The 22,551-nt window shown below is 57.3% G+C and carries 25 protein-coding genes and 1 pseudogene; 10 read left to right on the forward strand and 16 right to left on the reverse strand.

Annotation, left to right across the window (positions count from 1 at the left end):
* The first annotated feature begins 28 nt into the window (after window positions 1-28).
* Window positions 29-376, forward strand: a complete 348-nt coding sequence (grxD, locus tag ACUW6V_RS20205; protein ID WP_004385024.1) for a monothiol glutaredoxin 4 — start codon at window positions 29-31, stop codon at window positions 374-376.
* A gap of 70 nt (window positions 377-446) precedes the next feature.
* On the opposite strand, the gene rnt is transcribed toward grxD, so the two are convergent.
* From rnt to eptA, 5 genes are all read right to left on the reverse strand, one after another.
* Window positions 447-1,118 carry a ribonuclease T gene (rnt, locus tag ACUW6V_RS20210; RefSeq protein ID WP_007891820.1) on the reverse strand — a complete coding sequence of 224 codons (672 nt, stop codon included), beginning with the start codon at window positions 1,116-1,118 and terminating at the stop codon, window positions 447-449.
* A gap of 95 nt (window positions 1,119-1,213) precedes the next feature.
* The gene (gene gloA / locus ACUW6V_RS20215; protein WP_004385022.1) at window positions 1,214-1,621 is read right to left on the reverse strand and encodes a lactoylglutathione lyase; all 408 of its coding nucleotides are present in this window, start codon (window positions 1,619-1,621) and stop codon (window positions 1,214-1,216) included.
* A gap of 92 nt (window positions 1,622-1,713) precedes the next feature.
* Window positions 1,714-2,811 (reverse strand): alkene reductase, encoded by a 1,098-nt coding sequence (gene nemA, locus ACUW6V_RS20220; protein WP_014728997.1) that lies wholly within the window; start codon window positions 2,809-2,811, stop codon window positions 1,714-1,716.
* Window positions 2,812-2,885: 74 nt separating this feature from the next.
* Entirely contained in the window at window positions 2,886-3,467 is a 582-nt protein-coding gene (locus ACUW6V_RS20225; protein ID WP_104659025.1) for a TetR/AcrR family transcriptional regulator, read from the reverse strand.
* Between the two features lie 64 nt (window positions 3,468-3,531).
* Entirely contained in the window at window positions 3,532-5,160 is a 1,629-nt protein-coding gene (eptA, locus tag ACUW6V_RS20230) for a phosphoethanolamine transferase EptA (RefSeq protein WP_454038826.1), read from the reverse strand.
* Window positions 5,161-5,364: 204 nt separating this feature from the next.
* Here eptA and ACUW6V_RS20235 point away from each other — a divergent pair, with 204 nt between their 5' ends.
* The 3 genes from ACUW6V_RS20235 (at window position 5,365) to sodC (ending at window position 7,151) form a co-directional block, all read left to right on the forward strand.
* Complete coding sequence (locus tag ACUW6V_RS20235) at window positions 5,365-5,604, forward strand: DUF1289 domain-containing protein (protein ID WP_004386102.1); 240 nt, start codon at window positions 5,365-5,367, stop codon at window positions 5,602-5,604.
* A 52-nt stretch (window positions 5,605-5,656) separates the two neighbouring features.
* Window positions 5,657-6,553 carry an aldo/keto reductase gene (locus tag ACUW6V_RS20240; RefSeq protein WP_007891813.1) on the forward strand — a complete coding sequence of 299 codons (897 nt, stop codon included), beginning with the start codon at window positions 5,657-5,659 and terminating at the stop codon, window positions 6,551-6,553.
* Window positions 6,554-6,632: 79 nt separating this feature from the next.
* Window positions 6,633-7,151: a superoxide dismutase [Cu-Zn] SodC gene (gene sodC / locus ACUW6V_RS20245; RefSeq protein WP_454038827.1), complete on the forward strand. Its 519-nt coding sequence runs from the start codon at window positions 6,633-6,635 to the stop codon at window positions 7,149-7,151.
* Here the strand turns inward: sodC and ACUW6V_RS20250 are convergent.
* Genes ACUW6V_RS20250 through ACUW6V_RS20260 form a run of 3 tightly spaced genes read right to left on the reverse strand, consistent with a single transcriptional unit; the run spans window position 7,144 to window position 10,285 of the window.
* Window positions 7,144-9,177, reverse strand: coding sequence for an FUSC family protein (locus ACUW6V_RS20250; RefSeq protein ID WP_104659022.1), 2,034 nt, complete (start codon window positions 9,175-9,177; stop codon window positions 7,144-7,146). The genes sodC and ACUW6V_RS20250 overlap by 8 nt on opposite strands.
* Before the next feature lie 9 nt (window positions 9,178-9,186).
* On the reverse strand, window positions 9,187-10,044 hold the full coding sequence (locus ACUW6V_RS20255) for an efflux RND transporter periplasmic adaptor subunit (protein ID WP_454038828.1): 858 nt from the start codon (window positions 10,042-10,044) through the stop codon (window positions 9,187-9,189).
* Between the two features lie 4 nt (window positions 10,045-10,048).
* Window positions 10,049-10,285 carry a DUF1656 domain-containing protein gene (locus tag ACUW6V_RS20260; protein WP_007867474.1) on the reverse strand — a complete coding sequence of 79 codons (237 nt, stop codon included), beginning with the start codon at window positions 10,283-10,285 and terminating at the stop codon, window positions 10,049-10,051.
* Window positions 10,286-10,459: 174 nt separating this feature from the next.
* On the opposite strand from ACUW6V_RS20260, the gene slyA reads away from it, so the two are divergent.
* Complete coding sequence (gene slyA, locus ACUW6V_RS20265) at window positions 10,460-10,900, forward strand: transcriptional regulator SlyA (RefSeq protein WP_012124911.1); 441 nt, start codon at window positions 10,460-10,462, stop codon at window positions 10,898-10,900.
* A 118-nt stretch (window positions 10,901-11,018) separates the two neighbouring features.
* Here slyA and slyB read toward each other — a convergent pair whose 3' ends face one another.
* Complete coding sequence (gene slyB / locus ACUW6V_RS20270; RefSeq protein WP_004386095.1) at window positions 11,019-11,486, reverse strand: outer membrane lipoprotein SlyB; 468 nt, start codon at window positions 11,484-11,486, stop codon at window positions 11,019-11,021.
* A 258-nt stretch (window positions 11,487-11,744) separates the two neighbouring features.
* Here slyB and anmK point away from each other — a divergent pair, with 258 nt between their 5' ends.
* From anmK to pdxY, 5 genes are all read left to right on the forward strand, one after another.
* On the forward strand, window positions 11,745-12,899 hold the full coding sequence (anmK, locus tag ACUW6V_RS20275) for an anhydro-N-acetylmuramic acid kinase (protein WP_088277927.1): 1,155 nt from the start codon (window positions 11,745-11,747) through the stop codon (window positions 12,897-12,899).
* A gap of 58 nt (window positions 12,900-12,957) precedes the next feature.
* Entirely contained in the window at window positions 12,958-13,281 is a 324-nt protein-coding gene (gene mliC, locus ACUW6V_RS20280) for a C-type lysozyme inhibitor (protein WP_032989659.1), read from the forward strand.
* A gap of 56 nt (window positions 13,282-13,337) precedes the next feature.
* The gene (gene pdxH, locus ACUW6V_RS20285; protein ID WP_085045834.1) at window positions 13,338-13,994 is read left to right on the forward strand and encodes a pyridoxamine 5'-phosphate oxidase; all 657 of its coding nucleotides are present in this window, start codon (window positions 13,338-13,340) and stop codon (window positions 13,992-13,994) included.
* A 138-nt stretch (window positions 13,995-14,132) separates the two neighbouring features.
* Window positions 14,133-15,407 carry a tyrosine--tRNA ligase gene (gene tyrS / locus ACUW6V_RS20290; RefSeq protein WP_032972515.1) on the forward strand — a complete coding sequence of 425 codons (1,275 nt, stop codon included), beginning with the start codon at window positions 14,133-14,135 and terminating at the stop codon, window positions 15,405-15,407.
* A gap of 74 nt (window positions 15,408-15,481) precedes the next feature.
* The gene (gene pdxY / locus ACUW6V_RS20295) at window positions 15,482-16,342 is read left to right on the forward strand and encodes a pyridoxal kinase PdxY (protein ID WP_097649730.1); all 861 of its coding nucleotides are present in this window, start codon (window positions 15,482-15,484) and stop codon (window positions 16,340-16,342) included.
* A 40-nt stretch (window positions 16,343-16,382) separates the two neighbouring features.
* Here the strand turns inward: pdxY and gstA are convergent, their stop codons facing one another.
* From gstA to ACUW6V_RS20330, 7 genes and pseudogenes are all read right to left on the reverse strand, one after another.
* A complete protein-coding gene (gene gstA, locus ACUW6V_RS20300; RefSeq protein ID WP_004386089.1) occupies window positions 16,383-16,991 on the reverse strand; it encodes a glutathione transferase GstA in 609 nt (202 codons plus the stop codon).
* 108 nt (window positions 16,992-17,099) lie between these two features.
* Entirely contained in the window at window positions 17,100-18,599 is a 1,500-nt protein-coding gene (gene dtpA, locus ACUW6V_RS20305) for a dipeptide/tripeptide permease DtpA (protein WP_085662668.1), read from the reverse strand.
* 591 nt (window positions 18,600-19,190) lie between these two features.
* On the reverse strand, window positions 19,191-19,826 hold the full coding sequence (gene nth / locus ACUW6V_RS20310) for an endonuclease III (RefSeq protein ID WP_004386087.1): 636 nt from the start codon (window positions 19,824-19,826) through the stop codon (window positions 19,191-19,193).
* Complete coding sequence (locus ACUW6V_RS20315; RefSeq protein WP_004386086.1) at window positions 19,823-20,509, reverse strand: electron transport complex subunit E; 687 nt, start codon at window positions 20,507-20,509, stop codon at window positions 19,823-19,825. Before ACUW6V_RS20315 ends, nth begins: the two co-directional genes overlap by 4 nt.
* Entirely contained in the window at window positions 20,506-21,132 is a 627-nt protein-coding gene (gene rsxG, locus ACUW6V_RS20320; RefSeq protein ID WP_007849689.1) for an electron transport complex subunit RsxG, read from the reverse strand. The genes ACUW6V_RS20315 and rsxG overlap by 4 nt, the downstream gene beginning before the upstream one ends.
* Before the next feature lie 9 nt (window positions 21,133-21,141).
* Entirely contained in the window at window positions 21,142-22,194 is a 1,053-nt protein-coding gene (rsxD, locus tag ACUW6V_RS20325; RefSeq protein WP_454038829.1) for an electron transport complex subunit RsxD, read from the reverse strand.
* Window positions 22,195-22,551: pseudogene (locus tag ACUW6V_RS20330) on the reverse strand (electron transport complex subunit RsxC); the annotation flags it as partial.

The following is a 22,551-nucleotide window of genomic DNA, read 5'->3' on the forward strand; positions in this document are numbered from 1 at the left end:
CCGTAATGACGCTTGAGGAAGTAAGACAATGAGCACTACGCTTGAAAAAATTCAACGCCAGATCGCTGAAAACCCGATTCTGCTGTACATGAAAGGCTCCCCGAAACTGCCGAGCTGCGGCTTCTCCGCACAGGCCGTACAGGCGCTCTCTGCCTGCGGCGAGCGTTTTGCGTATGTCGATATCCTGCAAAACCCGGATATCCGTGCAGAACTGCCGAAATACGCTAACTGGCCGACCTTCCCGCAGCTGTGGGTGGATGGCGAACTGGTTGGTGGCTGCGATATCGTTATCGAAATGTATCAGCGCGGCGAACTGCAGACGCTTATCAAAGAGACGGCGGCGAAATATAATTCGGCAACGCCGGACGCAGAGTAATCCCGTCGCGCGTTATCGCGCAGACAAAAAAGCGGCCCTGAGAGGCCGCTTTTTTTTGCGCTGCGTTAGCTTATTCGCCGTCCTGCGGCGTCGTGTCTTCTGCGGCGAGCGGCGGCACCGGCCAGCCGCCCAGACGCTTCCAGCGGTTAACGATTTCGCAAAACAGCAGGGCGGTTTGCTCGGTGTCGTAAAGTGCCGAATGCGCCTGGGTGCTGTCAAACGGCATGCCCGCCGCGATACACGCTTTTGCGAGCACCGTCTGGCCAAGCGCCAGCCCGCTTAACGCCGCAGTGTCGAACGTCACAAACGGGTGGAACGGATTACGTTTGAGCGACGCGCGCTCGGCGGCCGCCATCATAAAGCTGTGATCGAACGTGGCGTTGTGCGCCACCATAATCGCGCGGTTGCAGTTACTCTCTTTCATGCCCTTGCGCACCATTTTAAAAATGGCATGCAGCGCGTCATATTCGCTGACGGCACCGCGCAGCGGATTGTGCGGATCGATACCGTTAAAGGCCAGCGCTTCCGGCTGGAGAATCGCGCCTTCAAAAGGCTCAACGTGAAAATGCAGTGTTTCATCGGGGGTGAGCCAGCCGTCAGCATCCATTTTCAGCGTCACGGCGGCGATTTCCAGCAGCGCGTCGGTTTTGGCGTTAAAACCGGCGGTTTCCACATCGATGACAACAGGGTAAAAGCCACGAAAACGGTCGGACAGACCGGTCAGTTGAGCGTTATCGGACATCAGCGTCTCTTAAGTTTGGGGAATTAAAGCAGAGCGCATTATGGCAAATTTCACGACGGGATGCAGCAAGGCGGGCAGAACGCCCGCCGGAGGGATCAGTTGCCGAGGCCGCGACCCGCGTCTTTCTCTTCGATAAGTTCGATTTTGTAACCATCCGGATCTTCAACAAACGCGATAACGGTGGTGCCGCCTTTGACCGGGCCCGCTTCACGGGTGACGTTGCCGCCGTTGTTGCGGATGCGCTCGCAGGCTTCTGCGGCGTTATCAACGCTGATAGCGATATGACCGTAAGCCGTGCCGAGCTCATAGCTCTCCACGCCCCAGTTGTAAGTCAGCTCGATCACCGCTTCTTCGCTCTCCGGGCCGTAACCAACAAACGCCAGGGAATATTTGTATTCCGGGTTTTCACTGGTGCGCAGCAGTTTCATGCCGAGTACGTTGGTGTAGAAATCGATAGAGCGTTGCAGGTCGCCAACGCGCAGCATGGTGTGAAGTAAGCGCATAAGATCCTCTTAAATAAAACGGCTTGTGATAATGCTTTTGGGTGAAACAGGATTTTAGTATAGCGGCGGAAGGCCGCCGCTATCAATTTGGATCACAGGGTGGGGTAATCGATGTAGCCTTCCGCGCCGCCGCCGTAGAACGATTCCGGGCGCTGCGGGTTAAGCTCCGCTTTTTTACGCAGACGCTCAACGAGATCCGGGTTAGCGATATAGTCGCGGCCAAACGCCACGGCATCGATAAGCCCTTTCTGGATCAGCGCTTCCGCTTTTTCACGGGTGTACGCACCTGCGCCGATGATGGCGCCATCGAAACGCTCACGCACTTTCTGGCGGAATTCGTCAGTGTAAGGCACGCCGCCCGCCCAGTCCGGCTCGGACATATGCAGGTACGCAATACCGCGCTTGTTCAGCTCTTCAATAAGGTACAGCGCGTCAGCTTCTTCGTTCGGGCCGTTATCCACGTTCTGGAAAGAGCCAATCGGCGACACGCGAATACCGATGCGATCGGCACTCCACTCTTTGCTCACCGCATCGACCACTTCCAGTACCAGACGCGCGCGGTTTTCCACGCTGCCGCCATACTGGTCGGTGCGGTGGTTAGAGGACGGCGACAGGAACTGGTGCAGCAAATAACCGTGGGCGGAGTGCAGCTCTGCCATATCGAAACCGGCGTCGCGCGCATTGCCGACCGCCTTGCGAAAATCATCCACGATGCCCGGGATTTCGTGCGTTTCCAGCGCACGCGGCGTCGTGGTGTCGACACGGATAGCTTTGCCGTTTTCATCACGCAGCGACGTACGGGTACCGGAGTTAATCGCAGAAGGCGCGACCGGCGCTTCGCCGCCCGGCTGAATGCTGCTGTGCGAGATACGGCCGGTGTGCCACAGCTGAACGGCGATGCGGCCATCGGCCCCGTGCACCGCAGCCGTGATTTTCTTCCACGCGGCGATCTGTTCCTCGCTGTGCAGGCCCGGCGCGCCCGCGTAGCCTTTGGCCTGCGCAGAAATCTGGGTGGCTTCGCTGATGATAAGCCCGGCGCTGGCGCGCTGGCGGTAATACTCCGCCATCATCGCGGTTGGAATATCGCCCGGTTCGATGCTGCGCAGGCGGGTCAGCGGGGCCATGAATACGCGGTTAGGGGCGGTAACAGCGCCCACTTTCAGCGGGGTAAACAGCTTTTCGTCTTGCATAGTCACTCCTGAGTAGACCGGTCGTCTTGTAATGAGCGAAATAAAAAAGCGCTGCCTTGCGGCAGGCGCTCTCTTCAAAGGATTTCTTTAACGTGCGCCAGCGCGTTTTCGAGCGGCGCGCCGCTGCGCGACACTTTGGCCTGCAGGCTTGCGCCAAGCCAGAGCACGTATAACACCTGCGCCCGCTGCTGCGCGCTACCGCTGAAGGTCAGCGCCTCTGCATCGCGGCCGCGCTCAAGCGCCTCTGCCAGCAGGGCGATGACCTGCGCCGCACCTTTATCAAGCGCGCCGCGCATATCTTCCGACAGATCGCACACTTCCGCAGAGAGCTTCACGGTCAGGCAGCCCATCATCTTGCCCGTCTGGCAGTAATGGTGCAGCGTCTGTTCAAACCAGGCGATTAGCTGCTCGCGCGCCGGGCCCGCCGGGCCGAAGTGTTGCTCAAGGCATGCCTGATACCGGGCGTAGTGACGCTCCAGCATTGCCACGCCAAACGCCTCTTTCGAGCGAAAGTAGTGGTAGAAGGAGCCTTTCGGTACGCCCGCGGTTTTTAACAGCTCGCTTAATCCCATGCCGGTAAAACCGCGTTGCAGGCAGAGCTGCTCGCCAGTTGCAAGGAGATGTTCGCGCGTGTCGTGTTCAGGTGTTCGGTTCATACAATCCAATCTAATAGACCGGTCGGTCTAATGCAAGTCGCCTTAATGAAAACCGCCAGAAACGTTAATTTTTCCGGCAGGCGCTAAGCATATCCTCCTGCGGCTGATAAAGCGAAGTCTGGATATTCATGATGCCCAGCACCGTTGAGAAAAGGTTATCCTGAGACACCTCATCCGTCGCCGCGCGTTTGCCGAGACAGGCTGTATCGACGCCATACTGACGCGCGTAATCGCCGGAGAGCCAGAACAGCATCGGAATGTGCGTCTGCTGCTCAGGGGCCAGCATATACGGCGCGCCGTGCAGATAGATGCCATTCTCGCCGAGCGATTCGCCGTGGTCTGAAAGATAGACCAGCGCGGTGTTCATGGTGTCCTGACGCTTACGCAGCGCATCTATGGTGCGGCTCAGGACATCGTCGGTATACAGAATGGTGTTGTCATACGTGTTAATCAGCGCCTGGCGGTCGCAATTCTGGATTTCATTGGTGTCGCAGGTCGGCGTAAACCGGCGGAAATTATCCGGGTAGCGGCGGTAATAAGCCGGGCCGTGGCTGCCCATCAGATGCAGAACAATCACAGAGTCCTGTTTCACGCCGTCCAGGACATTATCGAAACGCCACAGCAGCGCGTCGTCGAGGCAGGAGCCTTCTTTACACAGATCGTTAAGCTTCCATTCAGTCATGTCTGTATGTGGAATGCGGTTACAGGCCCCTTTACAGCCGCCGTCGTTATCACGCCACAGCACATTGACGCCCGCATGCGCCAGCACGTCCATCAGCCCCTCCTGATGATGCGCAAGCCCGGCATCATAATGCGCCCGGGGCATCCCGGAGAACATGCAGGGCACGGACACCGCCGTTTCCGTGCCGCAGGAAGTGGCGTGCGGATAGAACACCACGCCCTGTTTTTTAAGCTGCGGATTGGTCTCGCGCTCATAATCGCCAAGCGAATAGTTCTGTTCGCGGGAGGCTTCGCCAATCACCACCACCAGCACGGTTTTTTTTGCCTGCTGGCGGATCACCGGGCCTTTTTTGGCGTCTTCGCCGATGCGCACCAGCGTCTGGTCGCCCGCAAAATACCGTGCATGGGTATATTTGACGATGCCGCTGATGTAGTTGGGCGGCGTCACCATTTTGGCGATGTTTTTGTTGTTGCGAAACAGCGAGGCGTAGTCCTTATAAAAGAGCGACGCCACCAGAATAATAATCAGCAGGCTCGCGAGAATACTGACCAGACGGCGCAGTGCAGTCCACAGCAGACTGCCTGAAATCACTTCAATACGGCTAAACAGTAATGCAGGCACCACACCCGCGATAAGCAACCAGCCGATTAGCTGGGGCGTAATCAGCGCTCCGGCCTCCTGAGGATTGGTCTCGAAGATATTGACCATCATGTTCTGGTCAATCACGGCACCGTAGGTATACATAAAATAACTGCTGGCGGCAGAGCCAAACAGCAAGATAACCAGTACGGGTTTACGCAGCCAGGGCACATTAATAATGCTGAAAATGACCAGCCAGGCGCAGAACAGCACCAGCGGTACGCTTGCAGCGAAGAGGATATCGTGAAAATGATGCGGTGCAATAATCGTCCAGCAGCGGGCGATAAACAGCGCATTTATCAGGGTGAAAAGCAGGGCGCTAAAAAGGTTAAAACGTAAATCGCTCCAGCGCCATTTTTTAATCATTGCCATCAGTAAGCTCCATTAATGATGACATCAGTGTAAGACGTAAAGATTAGTTAAACCTTAATCTGTTTTTAAGAGTGGGAGCTGGAGAGTAAACGTCAGGTCAACAATAAAGGAATGAGGATGATAAATCGGCGTGATAACAGGTCGACTTGCAACCCGACGCCGTTCAGGCTTCAATTGTAACTATCATGTTAACGAGGAATCGTTGTGGCCGAGCAGCTTGAGTTTTTCCCCGTTCCCAGTCCGTGCCGTGGGATCTGCCAGTCCGATGAACGTGGCTACTGCCGTGGCTGTATGCGCAGCCGCGACGAGCGTTTCAACTGGCAGAAGATGAGCGATTCGCAAAAGCAGGAGGTGTTGCGCCTCTGCCGCCAGCGTATGCTCCGTAAGCTGCGCGCCACTCGCCCCGATCCAGACGAAGAACCACAGCAGCCTTCACTGTTTTAACCGCGTCGCTTGCGTATAATCGCCACAATTTTCCTTTCTGAGGTAAGTACTTATGGTTGAGCGTATTCTTATGGCACCCCAGGGGCCGACATTTTCACGTCTGGTGATGGGGTACTGGCGTTTAATGGAGTGGAACTACTCCGCCCGCGAGCTGGTCGGATTTATTGAGCAGCATCTGGAGCTTGGGATCACCACCGTCGATCACGCGGATATTTATGGTAATTATCAGTGCGAAGCGGCGTTTGGTGAGGCGCTGCGTCTGGCACCGCATCTGCGCGACAAGATGGAAATCGTCACCAAATGCGGTATCGCCACGACCGCGAAGCCGGAAAACGTGATTGGTCATTACATCACCGAGCGTGCGCATATTGTGCAGAGCGCCGAAAACTCCCTGCGGCATCTGCATACTGATGTGCTGGATCTGCTGCTGATCCATCGTCCCGATCCGTTGATGGATGCCGATGAGATTGCCGAAGCATTTCTTGAGCTGCATAAAAGCGGCAAAGTGCGTCACTTTGGCGTTTCTAACTTCACGCCTGCGCAGTTCTCACTGGTGCAGTCGCGTCTGCCGTTCACGCTCGCCACCAATCAGGTTGAGATTTCGCCAGTACATCAGCCGCTGCTGCTGGACGGGACACTGGATCTGCTTCAGCAACTGCGCATTCGCCCGATGGCCTGGTCATGCCTGGGCGGCGGGCGGCTGTTCAGTGATGAAAGTTTTGCGCCGCTGCGTGCCGAGCTGCATCAGGTCGCAGAAGAGACGGGCGCGCAGACTATCGAGCAGGTCGTTTATGCATGGGTGATGCGTCTGCCATCGCGCCCGCTGCCGATTATCGGCTCGGGGAAAATCGACCGCGTGAAAAGCGCGGTGGGCGCGCTGTCGCTTGAAATGTCTCGCCAGCAGTGGTTCCGCATTCGCAAGGCCGCGCTCGGTTACGACGTGCCCTGACAGCCTGATTCCCTCCATTCCGGTGAAATTCATTACCTTGTTATAGACTTAACGGGAATCACCTGAAACTGGAGGGAATATGAAGCGATTAACACTGGCGGCGATGGCGCTGCTCGTATGCGGTGCCGCGCAGGCCGCCAGCGAAGAAGTGGAACTACACCTGGTGACTGACAAAGGCGTGGGGCAGTCCATCGAGATGGTCAAAATCACTGAAACCGATAAAGGTCTGGAATTCGCGCCCGATCTTAACGGCCTTCCGCCAGGCGATCACGGCTTTCACATTCATGCCAAAGGCAACTGCGAACCCGCCATGAAAGACGGCAAAATGGTCGCGGCAGAAGCCGCTGGCGGCCACTTCGACCCGCAAAATACCGGTAAACACGCCGGGCCGGAAGGCGACGGACATTTAGGTGACCTGCCGGTGCTGGCGGTGAACAACGACGGAAAAGCTACCGACCCGGTGACCGCACCGCGCATCAAAAAGCTGGACGAAGTAAGGGGTAAAGCGCTGATGGTACATGTCGGCGGCGATAACCTGTCCGATCATCCGAAAGCGCTGGGCGGCGGCGGTGCCCGTTACGCCTGCGGTGTTATTTAATCACTTGCCGGGCGTTGTCTTCCTGCGGTGAGGGCGACGCCTGCTCCAGCTGTGACAGCGAACACCACAGACGCCAGATAATGCCTGCCAGCCGCCGCGCGTCGGGCTGATGATGGCGCGCAAGCGTAAAGCTAATACGTTCAAGCTCGCCGAGCGCCGCGGCCAGCGGCCGCTGGCGAACCCCTTTAACGCTCATCACATCCCGTAGCGTTTCGATGCAGATATCACGCACCTGCGAGAGCGGGTCAGCGCGGGTTTCCCATTCACGCAGTTGCCAGACCACATGCGAACAGTTGAGCAGCACTACGCCCCAGCGCAGCAGCCAGCGACGGGTGGCGTCGTCTTTACTGTTGCTGAGCTGGCTGATGTGATGATAAACCAGCGATTCAAACGCCGCTTCACCGCGCTGCGGAACGCGGCTGAGCTGATCGATAAATCCGCGACGCAGGGCGCGGATATGGCGCAGCCCCTTACGCCGGTCAGAGCCGGGCCGAAGTACGGCGAATGCCACCCAGCAGAATGCCACGCCGCAAATCTTCGCCAGATTATCATTCAGAAAATCCGCCAGATCGTAAACCGGCGGGTTCGTCACCGCGATAAACGAGCCCATAAAGACAATCAGCTGTCCCCATAGCCCCGCAAAGCGCGGCTGTTGTAGCTTCAGGAGCTGCATCGTGGTCAGTAGCGGGAAGAGAAACAACAGAAACTGCCAGAGATCGGTCACTTGTACCATCAGGCCGAATTTCACCACAAAGCTGAACAGCGTCAGCAGTAACAGCGTGCGCAGCAGCAGGTTAAGCGAATTATGCGGCGATGGTGAGGCGGAATAGAGCACGCAGCTTATCGCCGCCAGCGTCAGCGCGCCGCTGCCTGACTCCCAGCGAGTGTTAATCGCCCAGGCGCCAATCAGTGTGATGACGCAAAAGGTGCGAAGCGCGCTCCACAGCGCCTCGGTGTTATCGGTATGGCGCGCCAGCGGCGGGGCGGCTGGCACGCTTATCGTGTCGTCGGGAATGGGGGTATCAAGCCTGGCAATCCAGCGCTGACAGTTCATCCAGACGCGGCAGAAATCGCGCAGCCGCAGCCAGAACGCCTGATGGCGAAAATCACTGTTTTCATCTGGAGCGAGTGCGACCAGAAGGCGCGCCACCCGCAGCGGGCAGGGCTTCGGATGGCCGAGCTCTTCCAGCAACGCCTCAAGCCCGGCCCACAGGCTTTGCGGCGGCTGTGGCCAGTTCATCAACAGGCGGCGCAGTCCGGAGATATAACTGGTCAGTCGCAGTTGCTGGTGCAGCAGATAATTCAGCAACTGGTTCTGCTGGCGGATACGGTAATGGCTCCAGAACGCCTGAATGCGCAGCACGTTGAGCGTCAGCACCTGCGTAATCACGCCCTCATGGGCGGTGCGGATGGCGTCGGTGGTTTGCGGTTTCCACAGCAGACTGGCGTGCTCCAGCAGACGCGCCTGCATTTTGCGCAGCGCGCCGAGAAACGTCACGCTGTCAGGCTGGCCCGGCATCACCATCATCATCAGTCCACCGCACAAAATGCCGACGATCACTTCGCAGACGCGCGACTGGGCGATATTCCAGAGCTCTGTGGTTTCAACCGTATTGACCAGTGGAAAAGCGATGATGGCGGCGGTATATCCGGCAAGCTGAAAGGCGTAGGCGGCGTTGTTATGAAAATAGCCCGAAACCCAGGTGCAGAGCGCGAGCCACAGCGCCATTGCCCAGGTGAATAACCACGGATCGTTAAGCGTATGCCCGGCGATAATGAGCGCGGCGCTGGCTCCAATCAGGCTGCCAGCGATGCGTCCGAGACTTTTGCTGATAACGCCACCCACCGTCGGGAAACTCACCACGGCGGCCGAGGTCATCGCCCAGTAGGGCTCGTCCAGTTCCAACACGTAGGCGATAGTCAGCGCAAGCGACATCGCGATGCCGTTGCGCAGCGCGTAGCGCCACTGCGCGGGCGTCGCTTTGCCCCACGGGGATCGCTGCCAGGTGAGCCATTCGAGATTCATGAGCGGCGCTTAATCGGTGAGCGAAACGGTGCAGGTGGTGCCGGACACCAGCGTCACGCCGTCGGGCAGGTTGTCGAGCGCGATACGCACCGGCACGCGCTGCGCGAGCCGCACCCACGGCACGTTAGGCTTGATATCGGCGACGAGACTGCTGTCGCTCTCGACGCTCTGATCGTAAATGGCGCGACCGATGCTCTCTACTTTGCCATGCAGCGGCGTATGGGTGCTGTAGAGCAAGATCTGCGCGCGGGCACCTTCGCGGATATGGCGCAGTTTGGTCTCTTCAAAATAGCCCACCACGTAGAACGAGTGGCTGTCTACCAGCGCGAAGACCGGCTGGCCCTGGCTTGCGTAGTTGCCCACGCGGCTTGAGAGATTAGTCACCCAGCCATCGACGGGCGCTACCACATGCGTCTGCTCAAGCTGCCAGCGAGCCTGCTCAAGCGACGCTTCGGCCATTTTCAGCGCGGCCTGCGCGGCTTTTACGCTGATATTCGCGGTGTCGAGATCTTCGGCGGAAATATAGTTTTGCGGCAGATGGCGGCGGCGGTTCGCTTCGTTATTGGCTTTGGCAAGATCGGTCTGCGCACGGGCGATTTGCGCTTCGGCGTTCAGCACCGCGATGCGGTAGGGCGTGTCGTCTATCGTGAACAGCAATTCGCCCGCTTTGACTTTCTGGTTGTCGCGCACCAGCAGGCGCGTAATGGTGCCGGAGACCTGCGGCGTGATATTCACCTGCTCGGCGCGTACTTTTCCATCACGCGTCCAGGGCGACTGCATGTAGTAATTCCAGACCAGCCAGCCTGCCAGCAGAGCGGCTGCAACCACATAGAGCGTGGAGAAATATTTCAGAGTTTTCAGACGCATGAGATTACCACACAATCAGCATCAGCAGCCCGAGGCTGACTGACAAAACGAACAGGGAAAGATCCATTAATGTCGGGTGCCAGATGTCGCCCGCGTAAATCCAGTCACGCAGCAGACGGTGCACCATCAGCCAGATAAAAAAACCGAGAATAACGGCCTTAAAAAGGGGAGGGAAATAGACCGACGCACCGGCGACGAGATCCGAAAGCGCGAACCCTGATGTGAAGAAGCGCGATATCACGAAAGATAATCCTTGAAAATCGGAGAGATGGCACCCGTTTCAGATACGCCGTTGTGGTCTAAAATTATAGACGTCGCGGTATTCATCGCCAGTGTGGCCATTTGTTTTAGCTATCTAAATACTGCACACTAGTCTAAAATCAGCATAATAACTTAGCAAGCTAATTATAAGGAGATGAAATTGGAATCGCCATTAGGCTCTGACCTGACAAGACTGGTGCGCATCTGGCGTGCTCTGATTGACCATCGCCTGAAGCCTCTGGAATTAACGCAGACCCACTGGGTGACACTTCATCATATCCACTCGCTGCCGCCCGATCAGTCGCAAATTCAACTGGCCAAGGCCATCGGTATCGAGCAGCCGTCACTGGTGCGCACGCTCGACCAGCTCGAAGAGAAGGGGCTTATCGCCCGCCACACCTGCGCCAGCGACCGGCGCGCCAAGCGCATTAAGCTGACCGAGAAAGCGGCGCCTATCATTTCGCAACTTGAAGAAGTGATTCTGAAAACGCGCGGTGAAATCCTCTCGGGCATTTCGCAGGAAGAGCACGACCAGATGCTGCACATCGTGGCGCGTCTTGAGAAGAACATTCAGGCGCTGTCGGCGAAAGAGTAAACGGTCTGTATGACGACCGTATGAAGCAACACCATCACAATCATAATCGCGCGCATAAAAAAACGGAGGAGCCTGATGCTCCTCCGTTCCTGTATTTACAGCGGTAAAATCGTGCGTTTTAGCGCGGAGAAACGGTGACCTGGCTGCCGTTGCTGGCCAGTACAACACGCTGACCGGCAGAGAAACGGGTATTGCCCTGTTTCTGTACCACCATGATGGTGTTGCCGTCGTCCTTACGGATTTCCAGCTCTACGCCCTGCGTTTTGTTCATTGCGCCCTGAACGCCCTGGCCTGCCACACCACCTGCGATAGCGCCTGCCGCCGTTGCCAGCGAACGACCCGTGCCGCCGCCGACAGTATTGCCAAGAAAACCGCCCAGCACTGCACCGCCGAGTGCGCCGATAACGTTGGTATCATCCCCGCCCTGGATTTTCACCGGACGCACGTTCACGACAGTACCGTACGTGACGTTCTGTACCTGCTTGGCCTCAGAGGCGGTGTAAACGTCTCCGGAAAGGCTATCATTGTTGACGCAGCCCGCCAGCGTTACCCCTGCCAGTGCAACAACCAGTACACGTGAAATCATGTAAATCTCCTGTTCACCAACAAATGCTCACCTGAGCATCCATCATATTCAAATTATATGGCATAAGACCGCGATATTTCACATTCTTCACGGAGCCGATGATAAAAATCCTAAAATATTCTGCCTGAACGGTAAATCAACAGCGACTGGAAAACCGGCTTTTTGCACCGCACGTGATTATTCCGTTGCTCAATCAGGGTGAATGTTTATGATTGTGGGTCGCGTTGCACGTTTTCAAACAGGGCTTAAGGATTGCGTATGAAATCAGGTCGCTACATTGGAGTGATGTCCGGCACCAGCCTCGACGGGGTGGATGTGGTGCTGGCGGCCATCGACGAACACATGGTGGCGCAGCAGGCAAGCCTGAGCTGGCCAATGCCGCCTGAGATTAAAAAGGCGATCCTGGATATCTGTCAGGGGCAGCCGCTGACGCTCTCTCAGCTCGGCAGGCTCGATCATCAGCTCGGTTGCCTGTTTGCTGATGCGGTCAACGCGCTGATGGAGCAGCAAAAACTTAAGCCCGAAGACGTCATGGCGATTGGCTGCCACGGGCAGACCGTCTGGCATGAGCCGACCGGCAGCGCGCCGCACACCATCCAGATAGGCGATAACAATCAGATTGTGGCACGCACCGGCGTGAGCGTCGTGGGTGATTTCCGCCGTCGCGATATGGCGCTCGGCGGGCAGGGCGCGCCGCTGGTGCCCGCGTTCCATCAGGCGCTACTGGCGCACCCGACGGAGCGGCGTATGGTGCTGAACATCGGCGGCATCGCGAATCTTTCGCTGTTGTTCCCGGGCCAGCCGGTAAAAGGCTTCGACACCGGCCCTGGCAATATGCTGATGGACGCCTGGATTTGGCGTCAGAAAGGCAAACCGTTTGATAAAGACGGCGAGTGGGCCGCCAGCGGCAATGTGGTGCAGCCGCTGCTGCAAAAGATGCTCCGCGATCCGTATTTCTCAACGCCTGCGCCGAAGAGCACCGGACGTGAATATTTCAACTACGGCTGGATAGAGCGCCAGCTCTCGTCCTTCGCCGGGCTGCCCGCCCAGGATGTGCAGGCGACGCTGCTGGAGCTGACTGCCAGCACCATCGCGCGGGACGTGCAGCTGAGCGGCGGCGCGGAACGGCTAATGATATGTGGCGGCGGCGGACGCAACCCGCGGCTGGTGGCGCGTCTCGCCGCGCTGTTGCCGGGCACCGAAGTCTCGTCAACCGATGAGATGGGCATTCGCGGCGATGATATGGAAGCGCTGGCCTTCGCCTGGCTTGCGTACCGCACGCTCAGCGGCAAACCAGGAAATCTTCCCTCCGTGACCGGCGCGCGCGAAGCGAGCGTGATCGGTGCAGTCTTTCCCGCCAACCCCTTAAATAATCGGAGTTTGCCGACTTTTCCTGCTCCGCCAGGACGTTAGACTGGATGCGTTACGGGGGCGTCCGGCCCCCTTCAGAAATACGCATTCAGGATATGCCATGAAGAAACTGCTTGTCGTTTTGCTCCCCACGCTGCTGACTGGCTGTAGCTACTATGACGCTATGGTTGAGCGCATGAATACCGATACTCTTGAATATCGCTGCGATGAAAAACCGCTGACGGTCTCGCTCAATAAGCAGCGCGAGCAGGTCAGTTTTGTGCTGGATGATAAAATGCTGCATCTGAATCAGGGCCGCGCCGCGTCCGGTACGCGCTACACTGACGGCATCTATGCATTCTGGTCGAAAGGCGATGAGGCGACGGTCTACCATCGCGACAATATTGTGTTAAATCACTGTCAGTTACAAAATCCGAAGCGTTGAGATTTTAGCGGGTGGGGCGCACAATAGCGCCACCCGATCCTCACTGGTTCAACGCTATGTCTGATATTGACCATCTGCAACAGATCGCGCATCTGCGCCGCGAATATACCAAAGGCGGGCTACGCCGCCGCGACCTCACCGAGACGCCGTTACCGCTGTTTGAACGCTGGCTCGCTCAGGCGTGTGACGCAAAACTCGCCGATCCTACCGCTATGGTGGTCGCCACCGTTGATGAACAGGGCCAGCCGTACCAGCGTATTGTGCTGCTTAAACATTTCGATGAGCGCGGTATGGTGTTCTATACCAACCTCGGCAGCCGCAAGGCGCATCATCTTGAAAACAATCCGCGCATCAGCCTGCTTTTTCCGTGGCACATGCTGGAGCGCCAGGTGATGGTCACCGGCAAAGCAGAGCGTCTCTCGACGCTGGAAGTGGTGAAATATTTCCACAGCCGCCCGCGTGACAGCCAGATCGGCGCCTGGGTGTCGAAGCAGTCGAGCCGTATTTCCGCGCGCGGCGTGCTGGAGAGCAAATTCCTCGAACTGAAACAGAAATTCCAGCAGGGCGAAGTGCCGCTGCCAAGTTTCTGGGGCGGTTTTCGCGTCTCGTTTGAGCAGGTGGAATTCTGGCAGGGCGGCGAGCACAGGCTACACGACCGCTTTTTATACCAGCGCGACGGCGATGGCTGGAAAATCGACCGTCTCGCCCCGTAAGTGAGCGATTTTCTTATGCAAGCGCTGGCGCTCCCAGGGCTTGCGCTTTATTCTATGCCTCCCTGAATTTTATTCTTCGCCAGTGGGCGAAAAGCCGTGTACCGGCAAAGGTGCAGTCGTAAATACATGGAGAAATCGATGGCAAGCAGCAATTTGATTAAACAATTGCAGGAGCGGGGCCTTGTGGCTCAGGTGACGGATGAAGAAGCGTTAGCGCAGCGACTGGCGCAGGGGCCGATCGCCCTTTATTGCGGCTTCGATCCCACCGCCGACAGCCTGCACTTGGGCCATCTGGTTCCCTTGTTGTGCCTGAAACGCTTTCAGATGGCGGGGCACAAGCCGGTTGCACTGGTTGGCGGCGCCACCGGTCTGATTGGCGATCCAAGCTTCAAAGCGACCGAACGTAAACTTAATACCGAAGACACCGTCCAGGAATGGGTGGATAAAATCCGCCGCCAGGTCGCGCCGTTCCTTGATTTTGATTGCGGCGAGAACTCCGCTATCGCGGCGAACAACTATGACTGGTTCGGCAACATGAACGTGCTGACCTTCCTGCGCGATATCGGCAAGCACTTCTCGGTCAACCAGATGATCAACAAAGAAGCGGTGAAGCAGCGCCTGAACCGCGATGACGTGGGCATCTCCTTCACTGAATTCTCCTACAACCTGTTGCAGGGTTATGACTTCGCCTGCCTGAATAAACTGCACGGCGTGGCGCTGCAAATCGGCGGCTCCGATCAGTGGGGTAACATTACGTCGGGCATCGACCTGACCCGTCGTCTGCATCAGAACCAGGTGTTTGGCCTGACCGTACCGCTTATCACTAAGTCTGACGGCACCAAATTCGGTAAAACCGAAGGCGGCGCGGTATGGCTGGATCCGAAGAAAACCAGTCCGTACAAGTTCTACCAGTTCTGGATCAACACCGCGGACGCGGATGTCTACCGCTTCCTGAAATTCTTCACCTTTATGAGCATTGATGAAATCAACGCGCTGGAAGAAGAAGACAAAAACAGCGGTAAAGCGCCGCGCGCCCAGTACGTGCTGGCTGAACAGGTGACGCGCCTGGTGCATGGCGAAGAGGGCCTTGCCGCCGCAAAACGCATCACCGAAAGCCTGTTTAACGGCAACCTCAACGCGCTGAGCGAAGCGGATTTCGAGCAGCTTGCGCAGGACGGCGTGCCGATGATCGAGATGGAAAAAGGCGCGGATCTGATGCAGGCGCTGGTCGATTCCGAGCTGCAGCCGTCCCGCGGCCAGGCGCGTAAAACCATCGCGTCTAACGCTATTACCATCAACGGCGAAAAGCAGGCAGACCCGGAATACACCTTCAGCGACAGCGACCGCCTCTTTGGCCGTTATACGCTGTTGCGTCGCGGTAAGAAAAACTACTGCCTCGTCTGCTGGAAATAACCTTCAGCCAGTCAAGGGCGTGGGAAACCACGCCCTTTATTTTTAACCCGACCTCTCGTTTCACCCGGAAAATCATGAAGAATATTCTCGCCATTCAGTCTCACGTGGTGTTTGGTCACGCCGGCAACAGCGCGGCTGAATTCCCGATGCGCCGTCTGGGCGCCAATGTCTGGCCGCTTAATACGGTGCAGTTTTCCAACCACACGCAGTATGGCCAGTGGACCGGCACGGTGATGCCGCCGTCGCATCTGACGGAAATCGTGCAGGGCATCGCGGCTATCGGCCAGCTGTCGCGCTGTGACGCGGTGCTGAGCGGCTATCTGGGGTCGGCGGAGCAGGGCGAACATATTCTGGAGATCGTCCGTCAGGTGAAGGCGGCCAATCCGCAGGCGAAATATTTCTGCGATCCGGTGATGGGCCACCCGGAAAAGGGCTGCATCGTGGCACCGGGTGTGGCGGAGTTTCACGCGCGTTTCGCGCTGCCGGCAAGTGATATCATCGCGCCGAATCTGCTGGAGCTCGAAATGCTCAGCGGCCATGCGGTAGCAAGCGTTGATGAGGCGGTCGTGACCGCGCGTGAGCTTATCGCCCGCGGCCCGCAAATTGTGCTGGTAAAACATCTGGCGCGTGCAGGATATCATCAGGATCGTTTCGAAATGCTGCTGGTAACATCCGACGAGGCCTGGCATATCAGCCGCCCGCTGGTGGATTTTGGCGCGCGTCAGCCGGTTGGCGTGGGTGACGTGACGAGTGGTCTGCTACTGGTGAAACTGTTACAGGGCGCGACGCTTCGTGAGGCGCTGGAACATGTGACGGCGGCGGTCTACGACATCATGGTGACCACCAAACGCATGGAAGAGTATGAATTGCAGGTCGTGGCGGCGCAGGACGGCATCGCGCAGCCTGAGCACTACTTCACGGCAGTGAAACTGTAAAAAAACGCCGCGTCTGCAACAGACGCGGCGCTGACAGGTGTTACGCGCTCAGACCTTCCGCTTTAAGCGCGGCTGCCACAGCAGGGCGCGCTTTCACGCGGGCATGGTAGTCAGCGATATTATCAAACGCCTGCATCTCAAGTCCGACCGCTTTCGCCCAGTTCAGCACGGTAAACAGATATGCATCCGCCACGCTGAAGCGCAGCCCCATCAGCCACTGTTTCTGAGCCAGCGCCTCATTCACGTACGCGAATTTCTTCTGCAGCTGCGCGCGTGCGATGGTCTTGTACTCATCCGGCGTATCCGGGCGGAACAGGGGCGTAAAGCCTTTGTGCAGCTCGGTGGCGATATAGTTCAGCCACTCCAGCGTATGGTAACGGGTCATACTGCCAACCGGCGCGAGCAACTGACGGTCCGGGACAAGATCTGCGATGTACTGCACAATGGCCACGCCTTCTGTCAGCAGCGTATTGTCATCCAGCAGCAGCGCCGGCACCTGACCTTTCGGGTTGATAGTCAGATAGTCTTCGCCGGTTTCCGTGCGTTTGGCGGCCAGATCCACCGCCACCAGCGTAAAATCGATATTGGCTTCGCGCAGAATGATGTGCGGCGAAAGCGAACACGCGCCGGCTTTGTAAAACAGTTTCATGGCAATGCTCCCTTCTCATGAATAAACCAAATTATGGTAGAGCGCGAACGGGTAAAAAAAAAGCCGCCAGCATGAAATCTGACGGCCTGAACAACGTTTCCCGAACGGTTACGCGTGTGCGGTATCCGTTTCTGTCGCGTTATCATCCTGCGTCATGCGGTTCAGCAGGGGAGCCGTGAGCAGCATCAGCACGGCGATTACGCCGGTGGCGATACCAATCTGCATGAAGACGCGGCCGTAAACGTCCAGCGACTGCAGCGGGTCGGTCACGTTTTCCGGCACGGCCATCAGGTTAGCCACTTTACCGGCGATCATTGCCGCGCCAGCCGTAGTCAGGAACCAGCTACCCATGATGAAGCCCATCAGGCGCTGAGGCACCAGCTGCGCAACCATCGCAAGGCCGAGGCCGGAAATCATCAGTTCGCCGATACTCTGCAGCGCGTAGCTCAGAATAAGCCAGTTTACGGAGACGATACCGGCATCCGAGGCGAATTTCGCGCCCAGCGGCAGCACCAGGAACGCGCCAGAGCACAGCAGCATACCGATAGTGAATTTAAACGGCATCGGCAGGCGGTCGCCCAGCTTGTTATAGATAGCGGCCAGAATCGGGCTACCAATCATGATCCAGAACGGGTTAAGCGCCTGGAACTGCTCCGGCTGGAACGCGATACCCAGAATTGAGTGTTCCACGTTACGGATAGCGAAGAAGTTCAGAGACGTCGGCATCTGCTGGTACAGCACGAAGAACACAATCGCCTCCAGCATGAGAATAAACGCGACGATCATTTTGCGGCGCGCGGCACCCTGCATGGCAAAGGCCTCTTTCGCAAAAATAATCACGATACCGAGAGCGACCACGCCAAGCACCATACGTGCGATGCCCTGGTTGTGCAGCAGCCAGGTGGCGATAGCGACCAGCACCACGATACCTGCGATAGTCGCCAGCAGTTTGCCCACGTGCAGCGGCGCGAAGTCGGGTTTTGAGCCGTAATCTTTCACCCACTTCTTGCAGAAGATGAAGTTCACGAGGGTGATGAGCATACCGATAAAGCTCAGCGAGAACGCCACGCTCCAGCCGAATTTATCAGCGAGCCACGGGGTCGCCAGCATGGAGAAGAACGAACCGATGTTAATCGCCATGTAATACATGGTGAACGCGCCGTCGAGACGCGGGTCATCTTTCTCATAGCAGGTTGAGAGCAGGGACGACGGGTTAGCTTTAAACAGGCCATTACCTACCGCGATGGTCGCCATACCGAAGTAAACGATACCGGCATCGTGACCAGACCACGCCACCAGCGCATAGCCGATAGCCAGCACAATGGTGCCGAGCATAATGACGCGTTTGGTGCCGAGCACTTTATCGCCCAGCCAGCCGCCGATAGCCACCAGGCCATACACCAGTGCGCTGAAGGAGGAGAACAACGTAATGGAATCCGCTTCCGACATACCCAGCTGTTTGACCAGGTAAACGGCCATGATCCCTTGCAGGCCGTAGTAACCGAAACGCTCCCATAACTCGATCGAGAAAATCAGATAAAACGATTTCGGTTGTTTGAAAGCGTTCATACTCACGCTTTCTGCTGGTTTTTTGTTTGCAGTCGACACATATACCTCTTTTTTTACAGCCCGCATTAACCGCGGGGGTGGTATGCGCGTGGTGCCTGGCGGCATGCGCTTTTATTGTTATATGAAGTGAGAAACGGCGGGTAATGTTCACTATCCTGACCGCTGGCACAAGGCTTTTGTAATAATCTGTTACATATAAGCCGGGCGGGATAATCCGCCAGTCGTTCCGCTAAGGCTCAGCGTTAAATTTCATGATAATGACTATTGTAGATTTTTTAACTGCTGAAACGGGCGCTGAAGCGGTATTTGGTTATATGTTCTGCTGATATGCCTGTCAGGCAGTCATATAGACCTGATTATCAGAAAATGTCCGATATATATATTATTGGTGATGGTGATAACCGAGGTGCCACAAGGCTTTGAGCCCAATAATGCAACGGAAATTTAACAGAATGTTGCGAGTGTGATAATTCTCACAAATCTATAGAAAATTCCTGTCGAAAAAAAACGATCAACCTGGCGAAATGATTTAAGGCGGGATTTTGGACGGCTAAAACCCCTAACGAGACGGATTGCAGGAGCATCATCGGGCGGCAGATGTGACAAAGGTGACATCCGCCGTGTTGTGAATTAATCGTACACTTTTTCAGCGTATTCGCAGAGATCTTCGATAATGCAGGAGCCGCAGCGCGGCTTACGCGCGATGCAGGTATAGCGTCCATGGAGAATAAGCCAGTGATGGCAATCCACTTTAAACTCGGCTGGCACCACTTTTAACAGCTTCTCTTCCACCGCGTCGACATTCTTACCTGGCGCGAATTTTGTGCGATTGCTGACGCGAAAAATATGGGTGTCAACCGCGATAGTCGGCCAGCCGAACGCGGTGTTCAGCACCACATTGGCTGTTTTACGCCCGACGCCGGGCAGTGCTTCCAGCGCTGCGCGGTCTTCAGGCACTTCGCCGCCGTGTTTCTCAAGAAGAATACGGCAGGTTTTGATCACATTTTCCGCTTTGCTGTTAAACAGCCCGATGGTTTTGATGTACTCCTTTACGCCGTCCACGCCGAGCGCCAGCATCGCTTCGGGAGTGTTGGCGACAGGGTAGAGCTTTGCTGTGGCTTTATTCACGCTCACATCGGTTGCCTGCGCCGAAAGCAGAACGGCTATCAGTAGCTCAAACGGACTGGTGAAATGCAGTTCGGTTGTCGGATGCGGATTGTTAGCGCGAAGCCGGGTAAGGATTTCGATGCGTTTTGCCTGATTCATGACGCTTTTTCCGCCGCGGCCTCCACGACAACCGGCTTCGCGGCGCGGCGTTTCATACGCTCGTCAATCAGGTATTTCACCGCCAGCATCATACCGAGGCCGATAAACGCGCCAGGCGGCAGCATCGCCAGCAGGAAGGGGGTATCGGTGTGGAACACCTCGATGCGCAGCACGCGCGCCCAGCTGCCGAGCAGGCCGTCAGCGCCGTCAAACAGCGTGCCGTTGCCGAGGATTTCACGCAGCGAGCCCAGCACGAACATCGCACCGGTGGCACCCAGGCCAATCGCAAAACCGTCAAGCGCCGAGAGCAGCGGGCCGTTTTTGGCGGCGAACGCTTCCGCGCGGCCAACCACAATACAGTTCGTCACGATAAGCGGGATGAAAATGCCGAGCGACTGATACAGACCGAACGCGTAGGCATTTATCAACATCTGCACGATGCTCACTACCGCCGCGATAATCATCACGTAAATGGGGATACGGATCTCGCCCGGCATCCAGCGGCGAAACGCGGAAATAGAGGCGTTGGTGAGCGTCAGTACCAGCGTGGTCGCAAGGCCAAGGCCGAGCGCGTTCGTCGCCGTGGACGTCACAGCCAGCAGCGGACACATGCCGAGCAACTGCACCAGCGCCGAGTTATTTTTCCATAACCCGTTAACCAGAATCGATTTCACGTCATTCATGGGTTTTCTCCACAGGAAGGCAGGGTGGAAAGCTGCGGCTCCAGCGTCTGCGCGTACAGCCCCGCGCGTTTAACCGCATTGACGACCGCACGCGGCGTAATCGTCGCGCCAGTAAACTGGTCGAACTGGCCGCCATCTTTTTTCACCGCCCAGCGAGTATCATTCGGCCCATGGATAACCTGGCCGGCAAAACCGGTTATCCAGTCGCTGATGCGGGTTTCTATTTTATCGCCAAGCCCTGGCGTCTCGTGATGCTCCGTTACGCGGGTGCCGAGCACGGTGCCTTTGAAATCCGCACCAACGAGCAACTGTATCGCGCCGGAATAGCCATCCGGCGCGGTTGCCTGCATCACGACCGCCACCGGCGTATCGCCTTTACGCGCCACCCATAGCTGTTTTTCCCCGCGCCCCAGCGCTGGCGCACTGACAAGATAGCAGCTTTGCTGAATATCATTGTCATACATCTCTGGCGGCAGTACCTGATCGAACAGTTGTTTCTGCTGTAGCGCCGCCTGGCCTTCGATGGTGGTCTTCGTCAGCGCATTAACCATCGCGGTCAGCCCGGTTGTCAGGGCCGCGAAAACGGCGAGCGTCACGCCATGTTTCTGAATCGTCTTAAGCATGGGCTCTCCTTACCGGTGACCATAAACCCGCGGGCGGGTGTAGTAATCGATGAGCGGCACGGTGATGTTGGCCAGCAGCACGGCGAACGCCACGCCGTCCGGGTAGCCGCCAAAGCTTCGAATCAGCCACACCAGCAGGCCCGCCAGCGCGCCGAAGACCAGACGGCCTTTGTTCGTGGTAGAGGCCGTGACCGGGTCGGTAAGAATAAAGAACGCGCCGAGCATCGTTGCGCCCGAGAGCAGATGCATCAGCGGCGACAGGAATTTCTCCGGCGTGATAAGCCAGCCGAGCGTCGAGCACACCGCGAGCGTCACCAGAAAACTCACCGGGATATGCCAGCGGATGGTGCCACGCGCGAGCAGGAACAGGCCGCCCGCCAGATAAGCGAGATTCACCCACTGCCAGCCGAGGCCCGCCAGCGCGCCGCCATAAATCGGCTGTGCCAGCAGTTCGCCTGCCGGGTGTCCGGCGTGCAGGCCGGTCTTAAAGGTATCAAGCGGTGTTGCCTGACTCACGCCATCAATGCCGAGACGCAGTTGCGACATCGTATCGCCACTGGCAGTGACGCCGTGGAAAATGACCTGTAAAGCGTCGAGAAAACCCGGCGCGGTAGCGGCGATCTGCTGAGGCGGCAGCCAGTTGGTCATCTGTACCGGGAAGGAGATAAGCAACACCACGTAACCAATCATCGCCGGGTTAAACGGGTTGTGACCCAGCCCGCCATAAAGCTGTTTGGCGATGATGACCGCAAAAGCGGTGCCGAGCACGACCATCCACCACGGGGCCAGCGGGGGAATGCTTACGCCGAGCAGCAGGCCGGTCAGCAGGGCGGAATTGTCGCCAAGATGGCTTTTCAGCGGCAGTTTGCGCAGGCGTATGACCAGCGCTTCACTGGCAAGCGCGCTGACGATGGCTAACAGAATCTGCACCAGGCTGCCGTAGCCGAAAAAGTACCACTGCACGGCGATGCCCGGCACGGTGGCCAGCGTCACCAGCATCATGATACGCGACGTCTGGCGCTGGTTATGGGTATAAGGGGAACTCGCGATTCTGAAAACCATTTAATCCTCGTTAACAACCTTTTCGGCAGCCTTGCGCGCCTGCACGCGGGCAATCGCGGCGGCAACGGCAGCCTTGCGCGGATCGTCCGCTTCATTTTCTTCATTCGCCGCCTGCGCGCGCTCACCGGCCTGCGCCGCTTTACGCGCTTTAGCGCGGGCGATAGCGGCTTCTACGGCGGCTTTGCGCGGGTCGATCGGTTCGGCAGGTTTTTCGTCTGCGGTCGCGTTTTCCCCGGCCTGCGCCGCTTTGCGCGCTTTGGCTCGGGCAATGGCGGCTTCGACGGCGGCTTTGCGCGGGTCGATCGGTTCGGCAGGTTTTTCGTCTGCGGTCGCGTTTTCCCCGGCCTGCGCCGCTTT

It is taken from the genome of Cronobacter sp. 153480017-3, from assembly GCF_053627815.1.

What these genes read in the sequence shown, in the direction of transcription:
- grxD (WP_004385024.1), top strand. Translation starts at nt 29, where the DNA reads ATGAGCACTACGCTTGAAAAAATTCAACGCCAGATCGCTGAAAACCCG.
- rnt (WP_007891820.1), bottom strand. Translation starts at nt 1,118, where the DNA reads ATGTCCGATAACGCTCAACTGACCGGTCTGTCCGACCGTTTTCGTGGC.
- gloA (WP_004385022.1), bottom strand. Translation starts at nt 1,621, where the DNA reads ATGCGCTTACTTCACACCATGCTGCGCGTTGGCGACCTGCAACGCTCT.
- nemA (WP_014728997.1), bottom strand. Translation starts at nt 2,811, where the DNA reads ATGCAAGACGAAAAGCTGTTTACCCCGCTGAAAGTGGGCGCTGTTACC.
- ACUW6V_RS20225 (WP_104659025.1), bottom strand. Translation starts at nt 3,467, where the DNA reads ATGAACCGAACACCTGAACACGACACGCGCGAACATCTCCTTGCAACT.
- eptA (WP_454038826.1), bottom strand. Translation starts at nt 5,160, where the DNA reads ATGGCAATGATTAAAAAATGGCGCTGGAGCGATTTACGTTTTAACCTT.
- ACUW6V_RS20240 (WP_007891813.1), top strand. Translation starts at nt 5,657, where the DNA reads ATGGTTGAGCGTATTCTTATGGCACCCCAGGGGCCGACATTTTCACGT.
- sodC (WP_454038827.1), top strand. Translation starts at nt 6,633, where the DNA reads ATGAAGCGATTAACACTGGCGGCGATGGCGCTGCTCGTATGCGGTGCC.
- ACUW6V_RS20250 (WP_104659022.1), bottom strand. Translation starts at nt 9,177, where the DNA reads ATGAATCTCGAATGGCTCACCTGGCAGCGATCCCCGTGGGGCAAAGCG.
- ACUW6V_RS20255 (WP_454038828.1), bottom strand. Translation starts at nt 10,044, where the DNA reads ATGCGTCTGAAAACTCTGAAATATTTCTCCACGCTCTATGTGGTTGCA.
- slyA (WP_012124911.1), top strand. Translation starts at nt 10,460, where the DNA reads ATGAAATTGGAATCGCCATTAGGCTCTGACCTGACAAGACTGGTGCGC.
- slyB (WP_004386095.1), bottom strand. Translation starts at nt 11,486, where the DNA reads ATGATTTCACGTGTACTGGTTGTTGCACTGGCAGGGGTAACGCTGGCG.
- anmK (WP_088277927.1), top strand. Translation starts at nt 11,745, where the DNA reads ATGAAATCAGGTCGCTACATTGGAGTGATGTCCGGCACCAGCCTCGAC.
- mliC (WP_032989659.1), top strand. Translation starts at nt 12,958, where the DNA reads ATGAAGAAACTGCTTGTCGTTTTGCTCCCCACGCTGCTGACTGGCTGT.
- pdxH (WP_085045834.1), top strand. Translation starts at nt 13,338, where the DNA reads ATGTCTGATATTGACCATCTGCAACAGATCGCGCATCTGCGCCGCGAA.
- tyrS (WP_032972515.1), top strand. Translation starts at nt 14,133, where the DNA reads ATGGCAAGCAGCAATTTGATTAAACAATTGCAGGAGCGGGGCCTTGTG.
- pdxY (WP_097649730.1), top strand. Translation starts at nt 15,482, where the DNA reads ATGAAGAATATTCTCGCCATTCAGTCTCACGTGGTGTTTGGTCACGCC.
- gstA (WP_004386089.1), bottom strand. Translation starts at nt 16,991, where the DNA reads ATGAAACTGTTTTACAAAGCCGGCGCGTGTTCGCTTTCGCCGCACATC.
- nth (WP_004386087.1), bottom strand. Translation starts at nt 19,826, where the DNA reads ATGAATCAGGCAAAACGCATCGAAATCCTTACCCGGCTTCGCGCTAAC.
- ACUW6V_RS20315 (WP_004386086.1), bottom strand. Translation starts at nt 20,509, where the DNA reads ATGAATGACGTGAAATCGATTCTGGTTAACGGGTTATGGAAAAATAAC.
- rsxG (WP_007849689.1), bottom strand. Translation starts at nt 21,132, where the DNA reads ATGCTTAAGACGATTCAGAAACATGGCGTGACGCTCGCCGTTTTCGCG.
- rsxD (WP_454038829.1), bottom strand. Translation starts at nt 22,194, where the DNA reads ATGGTTTTCAGAATCGCGAGTTCCCCTTATACCCATAACCAGCGCCAG.